We start from the raw sequence: 20,248 nt of genomic DNA on the forward strand, positions 1-20,248 counted from the left end.
TTATTATTCGCATACAAATTTGCATTCATCTCCAGTGAGTCGTCATGTCATTTATCAAATCACGTAAAAAGGTCGTTGTTTCTGCCCTTGCTTCTTCTTTATCCGTCATCGCAACAACCGCCATTGCACAAGAGGAATCAGTTCAACAACTCCCTACTATTCATGCGCAAGCTCATGCAACAAAAAAAGACAGCTTAAAAGTGGATGAATCTGCCAATTCTAAATTTGTTGCGCCCCTATTAGATACGCCAAAATCTGTTTCTGTTATTTCAAAAAAACTGATTGAAGATACAAAAGTTGCAACACTTGCAGATGCACTTCGTACAGTTCCAGGCATTACTCTAGGTGCAGGCGAAGGTGGTAACCCAAATGGCGACCGTCCGTTTATTCGTGGTTATAGTTCAGAAAGTTCGATGTATTTAGATGGTGTGCGTAATTCAACATCACAAAACCGTGAAATGTTCGCAGTCGAACAAGTTGAAGTCACTAAAGGCTCTGCTTCTGCAATGGGTGGTGCAGGTACGGTTGGTGGTAGCATCAACATGATTTCTAAGGTTGCGAAAAAAGGTGACTTTTTAGAAGGCTCGGTTGCAGGCGGTACAGACAATTACCAACGTATTACTTTAGATGGCAACAAAGATTTTGCTAATGGCATGGCGGCACGTGTTGCTGTTCTAGGTCACAAAAATGAAAAACCTGGTCAAGCTCATGGTACTGAATATCAACGTGCAGGGATTGCGCCAAGCATTAGCTTTGGTCTAGATACCCCAACACGTGCGACTTTAAGTTATTACTATTTAAAATCTGATGATACACCTGATTCAGGTATTCCTTATTGGGATGCTGGTTTAGCTAAAGCCCAAGGTAAACCTGCTGAAGTAAAACAAGGCACTTACTATGGTTGGAAAGATCGTGATTTCCAAAAACAAGAAAACCACGCAGGTACGATTAAGTTAGAACACGACTTAACCGATAACCTCACCCTTACTAATACAGCAATGTACAGCAAATCTAAAAATGATTATGTTTGGACAAATCCTGATGACTCAAAAGGTAATGTCGCGAATGGAAAAGTTTGGCATCGTCTAAACTCGGCAATTACTGATAGTGATACTTTTACTGACCAATTGGCTTTAACAGGTAAATTCAATACAGGTGCAATTAAACATAGCTTTAATGTAGGTGCTGAATATAGCAAGCAAGAAACTGATAAAGGCGGCTACAACATCATCGACAAAAATGGCAAAGTATCGACGACTGGCTTCTTTAGTGACTGTTCAGATTTATCTTCAAATTGGTGTACTTCACTTAATAACCCAACCCAAAAACCATTTTTGGATCGTTTAGAGGCACGTCAAGACTTTGATGCCACTGTTGAAAGTACTTCAGTATATTTATTAGATAATATTGAAATTACACCACAATGGTTACTTGACCTCGGTGTACGTTGGGACAAATTTGAAGCAGAACAGAATTTCCGTGCAACTTCTTCTGCGGCAGCATTTACAGCGAACAATGATTCTGACTTCTTTACTTACCAAGCTGGGGTAACTTTTAAACCAGTTGAAAATGGCTCAATCTATACAAGCTATGCGACATCTGCAAGTCCAGTAGGTCTCAATGCAGGTTGGGGTGATAATAGCGAAACCATCAATGCAAATAACCAAATGATTGATCCTGAAGAAGCACAAACATTTGAGTTAGGCACAAAATGGGATTTATTTGGTGATAAGCTCAACTTAACTGCTGCTATTTTCCGTACTGAAAAACAAAATACCCGTGTACAACTTGACCCAACAACCTATGCAAACGTAGGTGAAAGTAAAGTTGATGGTGTAGAACTTGGCTTAAACGGCAAAATTACTGAAAAATGGGATATCTCAGCAGGATACACTTATCTTGACAGTGAATTAACCAAAAATGGTAAATCTTGTCGTGGTTCAGGTGCTACAGCAACCTGTACAGATAATACCATTTACAATGGCAACCAAATGCCAAATGTACCAAAACAAGCAGCAACATTATGGACAACCTATAAAGTCTTACCACAGTTAACACTTGGTGGTGGTGCAGTTTACTCAGACAAAGTGTATGGTGATGTAGCTAATATCAAATGGGCACCATCTTATGTCCGTTACGATGCCATGGCTCGCTATGATGTAAACAAACAAGTGAATGTTCAATTAAATGTAAATAACCTTTCTGACAAGCGTTATTTTACTAAAGCATATGCTTCACACTATGCAACCGAAGCAGAAGGACGTAATGCGGTATTGTCTTTAAACTTCAAGTATTAAGTTCAGTATAAATTCATAGTTTTTATGCGAAATCTTTAAATAAAATAGTCACTTTTGAGTGGCTATTTTATTGTGTAGAAAATAAATTTCGGCATCTATATCTACCCTTTCATTCATAAATCAACTTTATACCATTCAATAAATTATCTTTATTTTTCAATCGTTTTAATAGATTAACTTTTACTTTTCTAACATTTTTATCTGTATTTTTTCATAGGAAATAACATTTTTAGATGTTGTTATTAATAATCATTATCAATATCATTCACATAATTATTTACACCTTGTAACACAACCCACAACTTTACTGCACAGTTTTGATTGCAATCCCGCAAGCAATCAGAACGATCAACCTTGTTAGGAATTTAAAATGGCACGTATCCAAAGCCGTAAACATAAGACAATGCCACAACTTGTGGCTTTAGCAGCATCCTTGCCTTTTTTGACGCATGCAGAAAATGTGAGGGAAGATCAGGTTGTACAACTTCCTAAAATTGAAGCAACAGCACATGCAAATAAAAAAACTGAAAATTATAAAGCGGATGCTTTACACTCACCTAAATATACGCAAGCACTAGTCGATACGCCTCAAACCATTTCCGTCATCAAAAAAGAACTATTACAAGAACAAGGTGCAACATCTTTAGTCGAAGCACTACGCAATACCCCCGGCATTACCCTACAACTGGGTGAAAATGGCAATACCAGTGCTGGTGATGCCTTTCAAATGCGAGGATTTTCTACCCAAACATCAACGTATGTCGATGGTATCCGTGATGTCGGTGCTATCAGTCGTGATGTATTTAATCTTGATCAAATTGAAGTGGTCAAAGGTTCTTCTGGCTCAGAAGCAGGACGTGGTTCTGCATCAGGCTATATCAATCTGGTCAGCAAACTGCCTACTTTAAAAAATAATCACTCAGTTTCAGCAACTTACAATACTGCCGAACATGCACGTCTATCCGCAGACATCAACCAAGTTGTGAATGACAATACTGCGGTACGCCTAAATATCATGGGACAAGAGGGTGGAATCGAAGGTCGTGATTATATTGAAAATAATAGTTATGCGATTGCGCCAGCGATTGCTTTTGGATTAGATACTGACACACGTTTCTATTTATATTCGCAACATATTCGTCAGCGCAACATTCCAGATGGGGGTATTCCTACGATTGGAATGCAAGGCTTTTGGAATGCTGATTCTGATTTAGCCCAAGCACCTAAAGTGAATCGTGAAAATTATTATGGTCACAAAGATGATCATGAAGATGTTGATGCCAATATGCTGACAGCAAAAATAGAAACTGATCTCGCTGAAAATCTTAAATTTACCAATATTTCCCGTTTCGGTAAAACCGAGATGAATCGTGTATTGACAGGGATCAACGCTTTAAATCGAAATAACTCGAACAACCCTGCCAACTGGACTGTCAGCCGTTCTCGTCAAGGTGTCGATCAAGAAAATAAAATTTTGGCAAATCAATCAACTGTAAACTGGAATATTCAAACTGGCGTCATCGAACATGCTGTTGTGGCTGGACTGGAGCTTATCCAAGAACAACAACACAGCAAAACGCTATCAGCACAGATTCCGGGTCAAAAAGCGCCCTCACCTGTCGCAAGTCTTTATCATCCTCATCGTGATGATAGTGTTCCAAATGTTGCAGCGAATGGTGGTTTTAGCAAGGGTCAAACAGATACCGCTGCAGTTTATTTATTTGATACTTTAAAATTTGGTGAACGCTTTCAACTCAATACAGGACTTCGTGCGGACTACTATGAAACTCATTTTAATGGCTTAAGCGTGAGTACTAATTCTGACACTTTAGCCGTTACCCAGACACCAGCCGATCTTCGTGCGCACGATACATTGATCAGTTGGAAACTGGGTGGTTTATTTAAACCTACCGCAAAAAGTAGTGTGTATGCGTCTTATGCTAAATCTCTCACGCCTCCAGGCAGTGCCAATTTCAGCCTTTCAGCGGAAGGAATCAACAGCGCCGCAGCTAAACCTCAAGAAACCCATCATTATGAAGTAGGGACAAAATGGGACTTGCTGAATGATCAACTTGCATTAACCGCAGCAGCGTATTATACCGAAAATGAAAATCAGTTTACCCAAGATGCCATTACACGAGAATCCATTCAAGAAGGTAAAACCACTGTTAAGGGTGTAGAGTTGAGTGCAGTAGGTCAAATTAGCGATGCATGGAATATTTCAGCAGGCATTGCCCACATGAAAACAGAACAAGAAGATCAGCTCAGCATCAATGCAACAACGGGAGCAATTACCAAAACCAATCATGTCCGTTGGTCACCAGAATGGACTGCAAGTTTATGGTCAACCTATACATTCAAAGGCTTAAAAGTAGGTGTAGGTGCACGTTATGTAGATGAGCAAAAACGTGTCATCACCGATAGTACAGCACTCGCCAATATGCCATCCATTCCGAGTTATGTGGTCTTTGATGCATTAGTAGGTTATAACTTCAATAAAAATGCCTCTGTAAATTTAAATACTTACAACATCGCAGATAAAGACTACATCAGCACGTTAAATAATGGTGGTGGTCGTGTGGTTATGGGACAGCCTCGTTCGGCAGCATTAACCTTAAATTATAACTTCTAAATTTCCACCAAATTGAGATTTAGTTGCATTCTAAAAAGTAGTACATTGTGAATGTGTACTACTTTTTTATTGATACACCAAATTGTTCCAAAGAGTGATGAAATCTAATGATGCTACATATCCCCGAAGTTTTGAGTAAACAGCAAGTTTTAGAATTTAGAAAATTACTGGAAGATGAAAAGCTTTGGGTAAATGGTAAAATCAGTGCAGGCGCACAAGCACAACACATTAAAAATAATTTACAAGTGGATGTTCAACACGACGTTTATCAAAGTATTTCTACACAAATCTTAGCAGCCTTAAAGCAAAATCTTTTAGTTCAATCTGCTGGACTACCTAAACACATTTTACAACCCATGCTTAATTGTTACCAAGATTCAGGCAATTATGGTAATCATGTAGACAATGCTGTGCAATTTTCATCACTTACAGGACAAATGATTCGCACCGATGTTTCTATGACCGTATTTTTATCAGAACCTGATGAATATGAAGGCGGTGAGTTGATTGTTGAAGATAATTATGGCTGTCATGAAGTCAAACTTGATGCAGGTGATGTGATTCTCTACCCTGCCACCAGTTTACATCGAGTTGAACCTGTGACGTCAGGTAAACGTATTGCAGCTTTTACATGGATGCAAAGTATGGTCAAAGATGATTGGCAACGTACCACACTGTTTAATCTCGACATGACGATTATCAAGCTGCGTCAGCAATTAGGAGATTCAGAAGAAGTACTGAGTTTGACGCATCATTATCATAATTTGTTACGTCAGTGGGGCGACTTATGAGTATGGAAAATATTCTGCCACCTTTACAAGAGATTCCACCTCATTTACAAACATTGGCAGATTACGAAGTTCAGGCACAAAAGCATTTATCCGATATGGTGTGGCAATATTTACAAGGCGGTGCAATGGATGAATACAGTATCCGTGACAATCGTGAACAATTTGCCAAAATTCAACTCGTCCCTCGTTTACTCAATGACCTGACCCAAGGGCATACTGCATGTGAAATTTTAGGGCAAACATTTCCACATCCTATTTTCTTGGCGCCCATTGGACATCAACAACAATTTCATCCTGATGCAGAAGCTGCAAGTGCTTTGGCAGCGGAAGTTTTAGGTAGTAACTTTGTCCTCAGTACATTTACCAATACCGACTTAGCCAGTTTAAAACAAGAAAACCCTTACAAATGGTTTCAGTTGTATTGGCAGGGTGAGCGTGAAAAATCACTGGCTTTGGTCAAACTGGCAGAAGCACATCATTTTAAAGCGATCGTGATCACGGTGGACTCTCCACATACAGGCGTACGTGATCGGGAACGTCGGGTATTTTTCCATTTGCCTGAAAATATGCAGCACCCACATACACCTAGCCATATTCCTTTACCAGAACTCGATAAAAATCAACATCCTGTCTTTGCTGGTTTAATGCAAATCGCACCAAAATGGGCAGATATTGAATTTATCATTGCGCATACCAATTTACCTGTGATTTTAAAAGGTGTTTTACATCCACTGGATGCCCAAAAAGCTGTAGAGATTGGAGTGAAAGGTTTAATCATTTCCAATCATGGTGGCCGTGTTTTAGACACTTCGATTTCACCACTCAAAGCCTTAGCAAAAATTAAAACGGTTGTGCCGACTGATTTTCCATTATTATTGGATGGTGGGGTTCGTCGTGGTACAGATGTGTTTAAATCCATCGCCCTTGGTGCATCCGCAGTTTTAATTGGTCGTCCCTATATTCACGGCTTGGCGGTGGCAGGTGCTTTGGGTGTAGCGCATGTCATTAAAATCTTGAAGGAAGAATTTGAAGTCACTATGGCATTGATGGGAACATCTACACTGAAAGAAATTAATGCAGGCTTTATTTCTCAAGAATAGTCATTTTTATGAAAATAATTTTCTTATTTAGGTTTAATGCTGCAAATTAAGGAAATTATTTCCAAACAATCTGTTTTAGAATTAATCATAAGTTAGTTCGTTTACAAGCCATCAGCGTTGAATTTATGCGATGCTACAACATCCATAATATTATGCCACTTTAGGCGAATATTCTCCGAAAAATACTTGTAAATCGTTAGAATAGACACAATCTATATCGTAGTCAGTTGCCTTTACCCCCTGTCTTTACCGAAGCAATGAGCAGCGTACACTACACAAGGAGTTTCCTCATGATGTTGGCTGATCCAAGTAAAAAATATCGTCGCATGTATCAACGTGTAGACTTGCCAGACCGTCAATGGCCAAATAACGAAATCAATAAAGCGCCGATTTGGATGAGTACCGACCTTCGTGACGGCAACCAAGCGATTTTTGAACCAATGAACATCGAACAAAAATTTAAAATGTTCCAAATGTTGGTCAAAATTGGTTTTAAACATATTGAAATTGGCTTCCCTTCTGCATCACAAATTGACTTTGATTTCACACGTAAATTGATTGAAGAAGGTCATATTCCAGATGATGTTTATATCGAAGTGTTGGTACAAGCGCGTGATCATTTAATCCAACGTACCTTTGAATCTTTGCAAGGTGCGAAACGTGCCATTGTGCATATTTACAATGCAAACTCACCGACTTTCCGTCAAAAAGTATTGAATGTCGATGTGGCAGGTGCCAAACAATTGGCAATCAATGCGGCAACCAAAGTCAAAGAATATGCAGCAAAGCAACCTGAAACAGAATTTATTTTCCAATATAGCCCAGAGTGTTTTACTGCAACTGAATTGGACGTAGCAAAAGACGTTTGTGATGCTGTGACTGAAATTTGGGAAGCTTCACCTGAAAATAAAGTGATTTTGAACTTGCCTGCAACCGTAGAAGTTTCAGGTCCTCATGTATACGCTGACCAAATCGAATGGATGCACCGTAATATCGAACGTCGTGATGGTGTGATCATTTCAGTACATTGCCATAATGACCGTGGTTGTGGTATCGCAGCATCTGAGTTAGCGATCATGGCGGGTGCTGACCGTGTGGAAGGTTGTGTGTTCGGAAACGGTGAACGTACAGGTAACGTGGACGTAGCTGCGATTGCCTTGAACATGTACACCCAAGGTGTGCCATGTGAGTTAGATTTCTCAAACATTAATGAAATTATCGCAACAGTTGAAGAATGCACAGGCTTGCCAGTACATCCACGTCATCCGTATGCAGGTGACTTGGTCTTTACTGCATTCTCAGGTTCACACCAAGATGCGATTAAGAAAGGCTTTGAATTCCAAAAAGATGAAGAAATTTGGGATATGCCATATTTGCCAATCGACCCGAAAGATTTAGGTCGTGACTATGATGCCGTAATTCGTGTTAACTCACAGTCTGGTAAAGGCGGGATTGCTTACTTGTTAGAATCAAACTACAACGTGACTTTACCACGTCGTTTACAAGTAGAATTCTCACAAGTGGTTCAACAAAAAACCGATGCTGAAGGTACTGAAATTTCAGCACAAGCGATTTGGACATTGTTCAAAGACACCTATGTTGCCGCAAAAGATGCCCATTATTCAGCGAAAAACTATCGTTTACATGACGAAAACGGCAAGCAAGTGATTGAGCTTGATGTTGAGGTGAATGGTGAAATCCAACAATTACGTGGTGAAGGCAATGGACCGATTTCAGCGATCTTGAATGCGCTTCAATTACCAATTGATGTATTGAACTACGAAGAGCGTAGCATCAGCGCAGGCGCACATGCCAAAGCATTGGCTTTGATTGAGCTTCAAGTGCAAGGCACAGGCAAATCTGCCTTTGGTGCTGGTGTACATGACAACATCGTTACGGCATCCATTGAAGCAATTATTGCGTGTACCAACCGTTTGATTGATCGTGGTGTATTAAACACTGAACAAGTCGTTGCCGCAGCAGTTTAAGCGTTTATAGAACTAGACTTTAGCACGAAAAAGACTTTAGAAAGGATATCTCAAGTGGTATCCTTTCTTTTATTTATTGTTTTATAAAATTTTAAGGCGAATTATTCCAGTGTCCTTTCCTGCTGACTCGGTGGGTCTCGTTACCCCGCAAAAGTTTGAATTTGAAGAACCTTTAGAACTTGAATGTGGTCGTGTATTACCACGTTTTGAAATCATGGTTGAAACTTATGGTGAACTGAATGCAGATAAATCGAATGCTATTTTAATTTGTCACGCACTTTCAGGGCATCATCATGCCGCAGGCTATCATCACGAAGATGATAAAAAAGCAGGTTGGTGGGATGCATGTATTGGCCCAAACAAAGCCATTGATACCTCAAAATTCTTTGTAGTCGCTTTAAATAATATTGGTGGCTGTAATGGTTCTACAGGGCCTACTTCACCAAATCCTGAAAATGACAATCGTCCGTATGGCCCTGACTTTCCGTTGGTTACTGTACGAGATTGGGTTAAAACCCAAGCAATGCTCTCTGATCGTTTGGGTATAGATGTTTGGTATTCCATCATCGGTGGTTCGTTGGGAGGAATGCAAGCCTTACAATGGTCGGTGGACTATCCTGATCGTTTGCAAAAATGTGTGATCATCGCCTCTGCACCAAAACTTTCGGCACAAAATATCGCTTTTAACGAAGTGGCACGTCAGTCCATTTTATCTGATCCTGATTTTCATCATGGACGTTATCTAGAACAAGACAGTTATCCAAAACGTGGGTTGATCTTGGCACGTATGGTCGGTCATATTACCTATCTGTCAGAAGAAGCCATGAAGCAAAAATTTGGTCGTGACTTAAAATCTGGCAAATTCATGTATGGTTTTGATGTCGAGTTCCAGGTTGAAAGTTATTTGCGTTATCAAGGTGAACAGTTTAGTCGTAACTTTGATGCCAATACTTACCTCATCATGACCAAAGCATTGGATTATTTCGATCCATCACGTGAATATGAACAATCATTGGTCAAAGCATTATCCAATACCAAATGTCGTTTTTTGGTGGTGTCGTTTACCACCGACTGGCGTTTTAGCCCACAACGCTCACAAGAGATCGTAGATGCATTGATCAGCACCCATAAACCTGTAAGTTATTTAGACATTGATGCGGAACAAGGGCATGATTCATTCCTTTTCCCAATTCCTTTATATGTCAAATCATTACGAGCATTTTTAGGTGGTGAACAGCACCTTCAAGCGACACCTAAGGAGAATGTGTAATGCGTATTGATCATCAACTTGCAGAAAAATGGATTCAACCTGATTCTCGTGTGCTTGACTTAGGCTGTGGTGATGGCGAATTACTCGCCCATATGAGTAAAAAACACAATATTCGTGCATATGGATTAGAAATTGATCAAGAAAAGATTGCAATTGCGGTCAGCAGAGGGTTAAATATTATCCAGCAGGACTTGAATCTCGGTTTAGGTCGTTTTGCTGATCAGTCTTTTGACTATGTGGTCATGGCTCAAGCGTTGCAAGCTGTGGATGCGCCTGATGTGCTTTTGCGCGATATGGTGCGTGTGGGGAAACAAGCAATTATTACTTTTCCTAACTTTGCGCATTGGAAGACACGTTCTTTTCTTGCCTTAAAAGGAATGATGCCTGTTTCAGATGCATTACCGTATATGTGGTACAATACGCCAAATATCCACCTATGCACCTTTCGTGACTTTGAAGCATTGTGTGCTGAAAATCATATTCGTATTATTAATAGACTCGCTGTAAATGGGAATCAACAAGGGAGCTTACTCAGTAAGTCCATCCCGAATTTGTTCGGCGAAGTCGCTATTTATCGAGTGAGCGCTCTATGAAAAAATTATTATTAAGCAGTACATTCTTTTTTGGGCTGCTAAGTTTTCAAGCCCATGCAGACTATATTCCGCAGCAAAAACCATCGACTGCTGCTTTAGCTGCACAATATGCCCATATGAACGTTGCTGATCTAACCAAAGCAGCAAAAGCAGGTCAACCTGCGGCACAATTTTACCTTGCAACACGTTACCAATCAGGTAATGGTGTCGCTAAAGATTTAAAAGAAGCATTCAGTTTATTTAAATCTGCAGCTGATCAAGGTATTTCTGCTGCACAGTTAAATGTCGGTCGTATGTATGCAGATGGTATCGGGGTATCTAAAAACGAAGCTTCTGCTCGTCAATATTTTGAAAAAGCGGCAAGTCATGGCGATAACCGTGCCAGCTTTAACTTGGCTGTGATGGAAGAGCAAAAGAAAAACTACATCGGTGCTTATCAGTGGTATGAGCTTTCAACACGTGATGGCATGTTAGACAACAAAGTCATCAATATGTCGGAAACCAAAAAAACGGCTTTGGCTGCAAACTTAACGCCTGAGCAAATCCGTACTGCACGTGATCGTGCGGATCGTTGGATTCAAACACAATAATTTAAAATAGAACATCAAAGCACCTTAGGGTGCTTTTTTTGTCATTATAAAACTTTAAACGATAGTTTTAATTTATAGAATATGCTCTAACAGATTTGACTGGATTGAAAGCTTGATTAACCTATGATGAAAAAATATGAATAAGAAAAAATATTTTGCATCTCATACACGTATGAAAATTGTAGCTATTTTCACTGTACTTTTTGCATGTCCTTTTTGGCTCGCTAGTATATTCGCATCTGTTGAAATAGTTCAGTTTAATCATGGCCTTAAAAGCTTATATCTACTTATTCTATTATTACCCATTTTATTTATTGCTTATTTATTGTCTCGCAATGCATATCGGCTTTTTAAGAATCAACAACCGATTCTGACACTTACCCCCATCCAAATTCGAACGATTGATTACAAAGGTCAAGGTGTTCACAACCAAACGATTTTATTAAAGGACATTAGTGAAATTGAATTAAAAAAGACGTGGCTAGATCGGCATTATTATTTGGTCTTTCATATGCGAGACCAAACCAAGCAGCAGCTTAACTTTGCAACAGGCTGGATGAAAAACGAGGATATTGTTGGTTTAAAAAATGAGTTAGATAAATGGATTAAACCGAAAACAAAGCAGATTCATTGAAAGCACAGATTTAATTTACAGTCCCTTCCTTCATACTCAGATTAAGTTAAAATAACTACCATTATTCAAACTCAGAGCAATTCGAATGTCTGCACAAGATTGGTTATCTCAAGGAACTTTAGTACTCGCAAGCAATAACAAAGGTAAAATTGCTGAATTTGAAAAAATGTTTGCTGAACTCAAACTGCCGGTTGAAGTCATTCCTCAAGGGAAGCTCAACATCGAAGATGCTGTTGAGGATGGTTTGAGTTTTATTGAAAATGCCATTATCAAAGCACGTCATGCGAGTCGTATTTCAAGTAAACCTGCAATTGCGGATGATTCAGGAATTTATGTACCTGTTTTAGGCGGTGCGCCAGGAATTTACTCGGCACGTTATGCAGGTGAACATGGTGATGATGCAGCAAACAACCAAAAACTACTAGAGAATTTAAAACCATTTCGCCAAGATGGAAAACCAATTCAAGCCATGTTTGTTTGTGTCTTGGCTTTGGTTCAACATGCAGATGATCCATTGCCACAAATTTTTCAAGGTATTTGGACAGGTGAAGTCTTAGATGCTCCACGTGGAGCAAATGGATTTGGCTACGATCCATTATTTTTATTGCCAGAACTCGGTATTTCGAGCGCAGAGATGAGCAAAGAAGAAAAAAATAAAATTAGTCATCGTGGACAGGCGATGCAATTGTTCAAAGCAAGTTTAGCAAAATAAATACCTTAAACTGCCCTCTCCTTTTAGAATGAAAAATAAAATTTCACAAGAAGGAGAGGTATTTAAAAATCAAGAAAACAAGTGAACAACCACACCGTAAAATAGACAAATCACAACACTCACCACTGTACCAGCTGCGATATATTTAGCAGAAATCCCTGTGCCCTGATAATGCGTTTCTAATGCCACAATATTTGCTGCAGGTGGCAAGCAGAACAGTAAAAACATTACGCCAATATTGTCCTGAATATGGGTAATCGGTAGAAAATAATAGGCAAATGTACAAAAAACCACGCCACAAAATACTTTGAGTAAAGCGACTCGGAAGCTATATGCTAGATCGTCAATATGCACTTTGGTTTTACGCAACCACATCCCTAAAACAGACATGCCTGTAAACACCATGCCCCATTTTGAGAAATTATAAAGTGCATCAATCCAAGCATGATCTTGCAGATTTTGTAGATTTAAAAAGCGGAAAATAGCCGCCAATATCAATGCCACCACTGGTGGTGACTGCATTACTTTTTTTAAGACCTCTTGAAGATTTAAAGGTTCCGAACTGACTGAAGTTACTGCCCAAACATTTCCAAAAATTGAACCACCAATATAAATTGCAATCATTGCAGCACTAATATTTTCACCAAACAAAGCAATCGCTATCGGAAAGCCTAACCATGCCATATTGGTATAGCTAAAACAGAGTGACTGTAAACGGTCTTTGGATAAAACAAGATAAATAAAAAACAGTAAAATAGCTGAAAAAAAGCTAAACAGCATCAAACCCAAACTGCCTGCTTTATAAAAAACCATATTGTAAATAATGACAATCGGGATAAATAAACGTGACAGCACCGAGGAAAATAAACTTTTCAAGCGCTGTGAGAATGGCGTTGTCGCTAAAATTAAGCCACTACAAAATCCCAAAAGTGGTAATACAGCCGACACTTGCATTCACCTAAAATTATTTCACTCAATCTTAGCATGTGATGCTTAAACATGCTTTTGAAAATATGGCTAAAAAAATGCTGTCTTTAAATTGCAATATTGATGTCACTTTTTTGTCATAGATACCTGTTGAGATAAGGTCAAATTAAATAGGAGTTTTTATCATGGCTGGATTATCAATTTGGCACGTATTGATTTTTGCAATCGTAGTGATTTTATTGTTTGGTACATCAAAACTTAAAAACTTGGGTAAAGATGTGGGTGGTGCTGTTAAAGACTTTAAAAAATCAATTAAAGATGATGAGGCAAATACTGCAGCAATCAAAGAACCTCGTACTTTAGAACATCAAAACACAAATGATGTGAACTCTACAGTTAAGCACTAAAACTGGGAGTCGTAGATCATGCTCGATGTGGGTTTTTCTGAATTACTGGTTTTTGGAATCATTGCTTTATTGGTATTAGGTCCTGAAAAGCTGCCTGTCGCTGCACGTTTTGCAGGGAAATGGTATTCCAAAATAAAACGTACTGTGAGTAATGTTCAGAATGACATTGATCGTGAACTGCGTCTTTCAGAATTGCGTGAACAAATGCAACTTGAAATGAAACGTATTCAAGAACTTGAACAGAAAATGCAAACGCAAATGCAAGAGTTACAACAATCTAAACTTGCTGAAGAAAAACAAAATCATGCACTCGTAACTACGCATTCAGTGTTAGACACCTCTATTGATTATCATTTGATTCAATCTTCAATTCCATCACCTTATATCGCTTATATTTGGTTAAAAAAATTGAAAAATTCAGTTCATCCGATTCAAAAGCCTGAACCTCATATTCTTGAATCGAAAAACTTAGAGGTTGCGGTATGAACAGCTCCTTTACCCCTCAAATTCAATCTTCTGAGCCAAATCCTCAGCCTGAATTAGAATCAATGCCCATTACCAAACATTTGATCGTTTTAAGACGACATTTGTTTAAAATCATGGGGGTTTTAATTGCGCTATTTTTCTGTTTATTACCTTTTGCCAATAAAACATATATTACGTTATCAGAACCTTTAAGAGCACAACTTCCAACAACGTCTACAATGATTGCAACCGATGTAACTGCAACATTTATGGCTCCGTTTAAACTGAATTTTTTTATTGCTTTGATGTTGGCAATGCCTTTTATTATTTATCAAATATGGGCATTTGTTAAACCTGCACTTTATGCAAAAGAAAAAACTTTAGCACTGCCTTTGTTGATCAGCAGTATTAGCTTATTTTATGCAGGTATCGCCTTCGCCTATTTTATTGCACTTCCTTCAATTTTACATTTTTTCATCAGTGTTTCTCCTGAAACCGTTGCACCCATGACCGATATTAATAGCTATTTAACTTTCTGTTTAAAACTGTTTTTGGTATTTGGTTTAACTTTTGAAATTCCAGTTATTACCTTACTCCTGATTTTAATTGGTCTAGTGTCTACTCAAGACTTAGTTAATAAACGCCGTTATATCATTGTGGGCTGTTTTTTTGTGTCTATGTTTATTACCCCACCAGATGCAATTTCAATGATTATGCTTGCCATTCCTATGTGGTTATTATTTGAACTTGGTTTATTGTTTGGCAAAATTATTGAGAAAAGACAACGTAATGCTTGACGTTGTTTTAAGCTGAATAATATTTTTTCTTCACCAGAATGTCACCCAACTGTCAAAGCTTCGTCATATTTATTCTCTAAGTTAATAGCAACTTTATTACCGTTGATTAACTTTAGGGAAACTTCCATGACCGAGCTGACGCCATATCATGAAGATCAAGAACTTGATAACAATACCTCTGACAACACACACTTTCGTGATATTTTAGAACAACATATTACTCGCCGTAGTTTGATTGCTAAAACTGCGAGTGGAGCAGCAGCACTTGCTTTAGCTTCTACATTAACAGGTTGTGGGGATGACAAAGACTCTTCAAACAATGTAACGCCACCAAACCCAAATCCGAATCCTGTTGATCCAAATAAAAAACCTGAAAAACTAACTTTCAAACCTGTTGCTAAAAACTTAAATGATATCGTGACTGTACCTGAAGGTTATGAAGCAACTGTACTGTATGCGATGGGTGATTCAATTAACCCTGCGTATCCTGAATGGAATGATAATGCTGTTCCATTGGGTCCAAGCTTTCTATATCGTTCAGGTGACTGCCATGATGGTATGAGCTATTTCGGTTTAAATAAAGCCAATAAAAACTATGATCCAACAGTATCTGAAAGTGGCTTATTGGTCATGAACCATGAGTATATTAATCAGACATTCTTACATCCTAAAGGTCCGACAAAAACCGCTGATGGTCGTCGTCCTGAAGATGAAGTAATCCGTGAAATGAATGCGCATGGCGTTTCAATTATTGAGCTGAAAAAAGATAAAAATACGCAAAAAGTTGAAATCGTTAAGAACTCGATTTTTAACCGCCGTATTACTGCCTCAACTGTGATGGATTTTGCAGGCGTAGTGACAGGTTCTAACTTATTAGCCACTAAATATTCTCCAGCAGCAAAACAAACTCGAGGAACACACAATAACTGTGGTAATGGTTATACACCATGGGGAACATATCTCACCACTGAAGAAAACTATATTGGTTATTTCATTCGTGCAAAAGGGGATGATGCCAAACGTACTCCTGAAGAAATCATTGCATTAAATCGTTACGGTTTAAAAGATGGTGCAAGTTCACGCTATCAATGGGAAACTGCTATTGGCCAGATTGAAAACCAAGATTTATATGATCGTTGGAATTCATCAGTAACAGGTGCTTCTGCAGCTCAAGACTATCGTAATAGTGCCAATACTTTTGGTTGGATTGTTGAAATTGACCCATTTGATAACCGCCAAAACCCAGTAAAACGTACGTCCTTAGGTCGTTTTGCACATGAAGATTGTCGTGCAAGTCGCTTAATTGAAGGTGAAAATCTTGCATTCTATATGGGCGATGACTCTCGTGGCGAATATATTTATAAGTTCGTTTCAGATGCGAAATGGTCTGCAAAAGACATTAACGGCGGTTATAAGGCAGGTGATAAGTACATGAACTCTGGCAAACTTTATGTTGCTAAGTTCAATAATGATGGTACAGGTCAATGGATTGAATTGACTTATGGTAAAAATGGTTTAGATGCCGCAAATAAAGTTTATCCATTTAAATCACAAGCTGAAGTGACTACTTTTGCTCGCCTTGCAGGTGATGCAGTTGGTGCAACTAAGATGGACCGCCCAGAATGGGTCGCAATAAACCCAGAAAATGGCGAAGTTTATGTAACTTTAACCAATAACTCAAACCGCGGTACAACACATCCATTAGATGCAGCAAACCCACGTAACTACCAAGATCCAGAAGGTGGTAAAGGGAACGTGAATGGTCATATTATTCGTTTTCACGAAAAAGATGGCAAAACAACTGCAGAAAGCTTTACTTGGGATATCTACCTATTTGGTGCCGAAGCGAAAATGGCAAGCAACATTAACTTGTCTGGTTTAAATGATAACAATGACTTATCTTCTCCAGACGGTATGTGGTTTGACCCTCGTGGTGTACTTTGGATTCAAACTGATGATGGTGCATATACAGATGTAACCAACTGTATGATGCTTGCTGCACTTCCAGGTAAAGTCGGTGATGGTACCAAAGCAACAACTTCTGCAGGTCAAGAAACGATTGTTGGGGCAAAAATGACGGATGATAATTTACGTCGCTTCCTTACTGGTCCAAAAGAGTGTGAAATCACGGGTGTAACCATGACCCCAGACCACAAAGCGATCTTTATCAACGTGCAACATCCTGGTGAAGATTCTAAAAGCTATGACAAACCAACCAGTCACTGGCCAGCAACACAAAAAGATGCAAACAATCAAATCGCACGTCCACGTTCGGCAACAGTTGTTATTACACGTAAAGATGGCGGAACAATTGCGGGTTAATTGTTAAAACTATAATTTTTCTTGAGATATCCACATTTGCCAAAGCAAGTGTGGATATTTTTATTATGAAAGAGACGAGTTTATCCTCACCACATCCCCTACTTTTTCACCTTGTTGTGTTTTTTCTAGCCATTCAATCGTATGGTTTTTTATCCTTAAAAAATTCGAGCATCGAGTACCATAGATCGGACTTTGAATAAAAGTCGAAGACAATAAATGCTCCATTTCGGGGTTGATCCCTGTATCAGGTAGCAAATCCACAATCACCTTACGCTCATCTTCCAAAAGATCCCATGCAGCATATTGCAAATCTTGCTCTGAGGTAGTCGTAAGTTGTAGCATAGGTAAAAATTCTTGGGTAAAACGCTTCCTTAAATGTTTGGTCTTTTCCCAATCTTCACTGAGTAAACCGTTGGATATGACAAAAACACCTTTGGCTAAAACTTGTGGTGCTTCTCCTCGATTACTCATATACACTGCTTGATTTCGATCACCAATAAATAAATTAAAACCAGCATAATCACATTGTTGCCTTTCTAGATCCTGTGCAAAACGAATCGGAGTTTGATCTGATTCTAAAAAGTTCTCAATCAAATAACCTCTCGATGTTTTATAGTGCTGTTTGTCATGGCCATTTCTAAAATTGGTCACAATTGCCCAACGCCCTTGTGCTGTTACGCCCATCCATGTGCCCCCCAGTTGCAGATCTTTGCCTGCAATGATTGGACTATTTTCCCATTGATGTAATTGCGAAGTCGGACGCTGATAAAACTCATCTCGGTTTGAGATCAAACATAATGGCATATCGTCCAAAACTTGCCATGCCAATGCCACAATACACATATTTTTTATTCCACTTTTTTCTTAATCTAAGTTTACACATTGAATGTACAACATTTTTAATAACTTTCAGCTAAAATCTGTGCAAAATAGAATTCAAAGGAGTCACCATGCTGACCTACCCGAATATTGATCCAGTGGCAATATCACTGGGTCCACTCAAAGTGCATTGGTATGGATTGATGTATCTCTTAGCATTTTTATGTGCTTGGGGACTGGCAACCTATCGTGCCAAACAGCGTAATAACTGGAACGCTGAAATGGTTTCAGACCTTGTATTTTACGGTGCTTTGGGGGTAGTGCTCGGTGGACGTATTGGTTATGTTCTGTTTTATGAGTTTGATAAGTTTCTTGCCGATCCGATTTGGTTATTTAAAGTCTGGACGGGAGGCATGAGTTTCCATGGTGGTTTCCTCGGTGTCATGGTTGCGATGTTGTTATGGTGTCATAAGTATAAAAAAACATGGTTTGAAACTTTAGATTTTATTGCCCCTTGTGTACCAACAGGTTTAATGTTTGGTCGTATTGGTAATTTCATCGGCGGGGAACTCTATGGTCGTCAGGTTTCTGATCCAAACTTTGCTCTAGGTATGATCTTTCCAACAGACCCGTTACATTTGGTACGTCACCCTTCACAGCTTTACCAAGCGCTATGCGAAGGCTTATTACTCTTTATTATTCTGTGGTGGTTTAGCTCAAAACCTCGCCCTCGTATGGCTGTATCAGCGATCTTCTTGATGGGTTATGGATGTGCTCGCTTCTTTATGGAATTCTTCCGTGAACCAGATGCAGATCAAGGCTATATTTTATTTGGCTGGATGACCAAAGGACAGATTTTATCCTTCCCAATGATTTTGATTGGTCTTTGGATGATTTGGTATGCCTATCAAAAGAAAATCTTTGATTGGGGACCTCAGAAAAACACTTAATTGTGAACTTCTTAAAGCGGATGAAATAACATCCGCTTTTTTATGTGCTGTATTCTTATTTATCAACTGCTGTGTAACTAAAACTCATCTTAGCATGGTGTTGATTTATACTTAGACTGTCCTTTTCGATTACTCAGACATTATGCTTGAATTTTGGTTTGATCCACAAACATCTGTATTAAAAAAACTGTTGATTTTTATTGTGATTGCTATTGCAACTGCAGTGTTGTATCGCATGGAACCTTTAGCCTATTCTGCTATTTTAATGTTTGTGGCAACAGGTGTTATTTTTCTTATTTGTCGTTATTGCAAAATCCATTTCGCTGCTAAAAATCCAACAGGTCTGATCTATCGCCTACTGACTTGGATTCCCATTGCATTGTTATTGGCATTAATTTTTAAAAATATGAATCAAGGTGAAATTTTAATCCCAGGCGCACAAGGCATTGGCTTTATGGCTTTGGCAGTGTGTCTATTTTCACCTTTATCCTTACTTCATCAAAATAAACCTACGCAAGCACCCTAGCCATGTTAGATTTTTGGTACTCTGAACGTTGTACACGCCAAGTTAAATTAATGGTCAGCATTGTGCTGTGTATTGCGATTTATTATTGCTCCAGCATTGCCAAACTCAGCCCTTTATTTGTAGGAATCAGTCTCGCAATAGGTATTATTTTACATGTCTTAAAGCAACTTAGCTTAAGAACAGCGACTCAAACCGTTCAATTTAAGCTGTTAAAAGTACTTATTATGCTGCTGCCTGTTTTAGCATTAGCAATTATGGCTTGGTCTTTGCCTCGACAAAACATGCTATATTTGATCTCGCAATGTCTTGGGTTTATTGCGCTTGGATTTATTCTGATTGCTAACTATGAAAATCGTGCCAAGCGCTCGGATTAAAAAGGAAGATTTTCCCGAACAAGCTTCCTTTTTAATCTATCTGTTTACTGATCA

At 38.8% G+C, this 20,248-nt stretch carries 19 protein-coding genes; 17 read left to right on the forward strand and 2 right to left on the reverse strand.

What is annotated here, in order from left to right; all coding sequences use genetic code 11:
- Positions 1–44: 44 nt before the first annotated feature.
- From HUS24_RS08045 to rdgB, 10 genes are all read left to right on the forward strand, one after another.
- The gene (locus HUS24_RS08045) at positions 45–2,297 is read left to right on the forward strand and encodes a TonB-dependent siderophore receptor (protein WP_173911570.1); all 2,253 of its coding nucleotides are present in this window, start codon (positions 45–47) and stop codon (positions 2,295–2,297) included.
- Between the two features lie 370 nt (positions 2,298–2,667).
- Positions 2,668–4,929 (forward strand): catecholate siderophore receptor Fiu, encoded by a 2,262-nt coding sequence (locus HUS24_RS08050; protein WP_173911571.1) that lies wholly within the window; start codon positions 2,668–2,670, stop codon positions 4,927–4,929.
- Between the two features lie 107 nt (positions 4,930–5,036).
- Positions 5,037–5,720 (forward strand): Fe2+-dependent dioxygenase, encoded by a 684-nt coding sequence (locus tag HUS24_RS08055; RefSeq protein WP_065993465.1) that lies wholly within the window; start codon positions 5,037–5,039, stop codon positions 5,718–5,720.
- Positions 5,717–6,820: an alpha-hydroxy acid oxidase gene (locus tag HUS24_RS08060; RefSeq protein WP_173911572.1), complete on the forward strand. Its 1,104-nt coding sequence runs from the start codon at positions 5,717–5,719 to the stop codon at positions 6,818–6,820. The genes HUS24_RS08055 and HUS24_RS08060 overlap by 4 nt, the downstream gene beginning before the upstream one ends.
- 290 nt (positions 6,821–7,110) lie before the next feature.
- Positions 7,111–8,808: a 2-isopropylmalate synthase gene (gene leuA / locus HUS24_RS08065; RefSeq protein WP_173911573.1), complete on the forward strand. Its 1,698-nt coding sequence runs from the start codon at positions 7,111–7,113 to the stop codon at positions 8,806–8,808.
- Positions 8,809–8,917: 109 nt separating this feature from the next.
- The gene (locus tag HUS24_RS08070) at positions 8,918–10,078 is read left to right on the forward strand and encodes a homoserine O-acetyltransferase (protein ID WP_173911574.1); all 1,161 of its coding nucleotides are present in this window, start codon (positions 8,918–8,920) and stop codon (positions 10,076–10,078) included.
- Positions 10,078–10,671, forward strand: coding sequence for a methionine biosynthesis protein MetW (metW, locus tag HUS24_RS08075; RefSeq protein ID WP_065993461.1), 594 nt, complete (start codon positions 10,078–10,080; stop codon positions 10,669–10,671). Before HUS24_RS08070 ends, metW begins: the two co-directional genes overlap by 1 nt.
- The gene (locus HUS24_RS08080; protein WP_173911575.1) at positions 10,668–11,261 is read left to right on the forward strand and encodes a tetratricopeptide repeat protein; all 594 of its coding nucleotides are present in this window, start codon (positions 10,668–10,670) and stop codon (positions 11,259–11,261) included. Before metW ends, HUS24_RS08080 begins: the two co-directional genes overlap by 4 nt.
- Before the next feature lie 136 nt (positions 11,262–11,397).
- Positions 11,398–11,895 carry a hypothetical protein gene (locus HUS24_RS08085; RefSeq protein WP_173911576.1) on the forward strand — a complete coding sequence of 166 codons (498 nt, stop codon included), beginning with the start codon at positions 11,398–11,400 and terminating at the stop codon, positions 11,893–11,895.
- Between the two features lie 85 nt (positions 11,896–11,980).
- On the forward strand, positions 11,981–12,607 hold the full coding sequence (rdgB, locus tag HUS24_RS08090; RefSeq protein ID WP_173911577.1) for an RdgB/HAM1 family non-canonical purine NTP pyrophosphatase: 627 nt from the start codon (positions 11,981–11,983) through the stop codon (positions 12,605–12,607).
- A 69-nt stretch (positions 12,608–12,676) separates the two neighbouring features.
- Here the strand turns inward: rdgB and HUS24_RS08095 are convergent, their stop codons facing one another.
- The gene (locus tag HUS24_RS08095; protein ID WP_173911578.1) at positions 12,677–13,555 is read right to left on the reverse strand and encodes an AEC family transporter; all 879 of its coding nucleotides are present in this window, start codon (positions 13,553–13,555) and stop codon (positions 12,677–12,679) included.
- 164 nt (positions 13,556–13,719) lie between these two features.
- Here HUS24_RS08095 and tatA point away from each other — a divergent pair, with 164 nt between their 5' ends.
- The 4 genes from tatA to HUS24_RS08115 all read left to right on the forward strand — a co-directional run bounded on the left by tatA (position 13,720) and on the right by HUS24_RS08115 (position 17,525).
- Positions 13,720–13,941 (forward strand): Sec-independent protein translocase subunit TatA, encoded by a 222-nt coding sequence (gene tatA / locus HUS24_RS08100; protein WP_173911579.1) that lies wholly within the window; start codon positions 13,720–13,722, stop codon positions 13,939–13,941.
- A gap of 18 nt (positions 13,942–13,959) precedes the next feature.
- Positions 13,960–14,427, forward strand: coding sequence for a Sec-independent protein translocase protein TatB (gene tatB / locus HUS24_RS08105; RefSeq protein WP_173911580.1), 468 nt, complete (start codon positions 13,960–13,962; stop codon positions 14,425–14,427).
- The gene (gene tatC, locus HUS24_RS08110; protein ID WP_173911581.1) at positions 14,424–15,203 is read left to right on the forward strand and encodes a twin-arginine translocase subunit TatC; all 780 of its coding nucleotides are present in this window, start codon (positions 14,424–14,426) and stop codon (positions 15,201–15,203) included. The genes tatB and tatC overlap by 4 nt, the downstream gene beginning before the upstream one ends.
- Before the next feature lie 126 nt (positions 15,204–15,329).
- Positions 15,330–17,525 (forward strand): PhoX family phosphatase, encoded by a 2,196-nt coding sequence (locus tag HUS24_RS08115; protein ID WP_173911582.1) that lies wholly within the window; start codon positions 15,330–15,332, stop codon positions 17,523–17,525.
- A gap of 63 nt (positions 17,526–17,588) precedes the next feature.
- On the opposite strand, the gene HUS24_RS08120 is transcribed toward HUS24_RS08115, so the two are convergent.
- Positions 17,589–18,368: an NRDE family protein gene (locus HUS24_RS08120; RefSeq protein ID WP_173911583.1), complete on the reverse strand. Its 780-nt coding sequence runs from the start codon at positions 18,366–18,368 to the stop codon at positions 17,589–17,591.
- Positions 18,369–18,475: 107 nt separating this feature from the next.
- On the opposite strand from HUS24_RS08120, the gene lgt reads away from it, so the two are divergent.
- The 3 genes from lgt to HUS24_RS08135 all read left to right on the forward strand — a co-directional run bounded on the left by lgt (position 18,476) and on the right by HUS24_RS08135 (position 20,194).
- Positions 18,476–19,294 (forward strand): prolipoprotein diacylglyceryl transferase, encoded by an 819-nt coding sequence (gene lgt / locus HUS24_RS08125; RefSeq protein WP_173911584.1) that lies wholly within the window; start codon positions 18,476–18,478, stop codon positions 19,292–19,294.
- Between the two features lie 142 nt (positions 19,295–19,436).
- Positions 19,437–19,820 carry a hypothetical protein gene (locus tag HUS24_RS08130; RefSeq protein ID WP_173911585.1) on the forward strand — a complete coding sequence of 128 codons (384 nt, stop codon included), beginning with the start codon at positions 19,437–19,439 and terminating at the stop codon, positions 19,818–19,820.
- Between the two features lie 2 nt (positions 19,821–19,822).
- A complete protein-coding gene (locus HUS24_RS08135; RefSeq protein WP_173911586.1) occupies positions 19,823–20,194 on the forward strand; it encodes a hypothetical protein in 372 nt (123 codons plus the stop codon).
- Positions 20,195–20,248: the final 54 nt, after the last annotated feature.

This window comes from Acinetobacter sp. Marseille-Q1618 (genome assembly GCF_902809855.1).
GTDB lineage: Bacteria > Pseudomonadota > Gammaproteobacteria > Pseudomonadales > Moraxellaceae > Acinetobacter.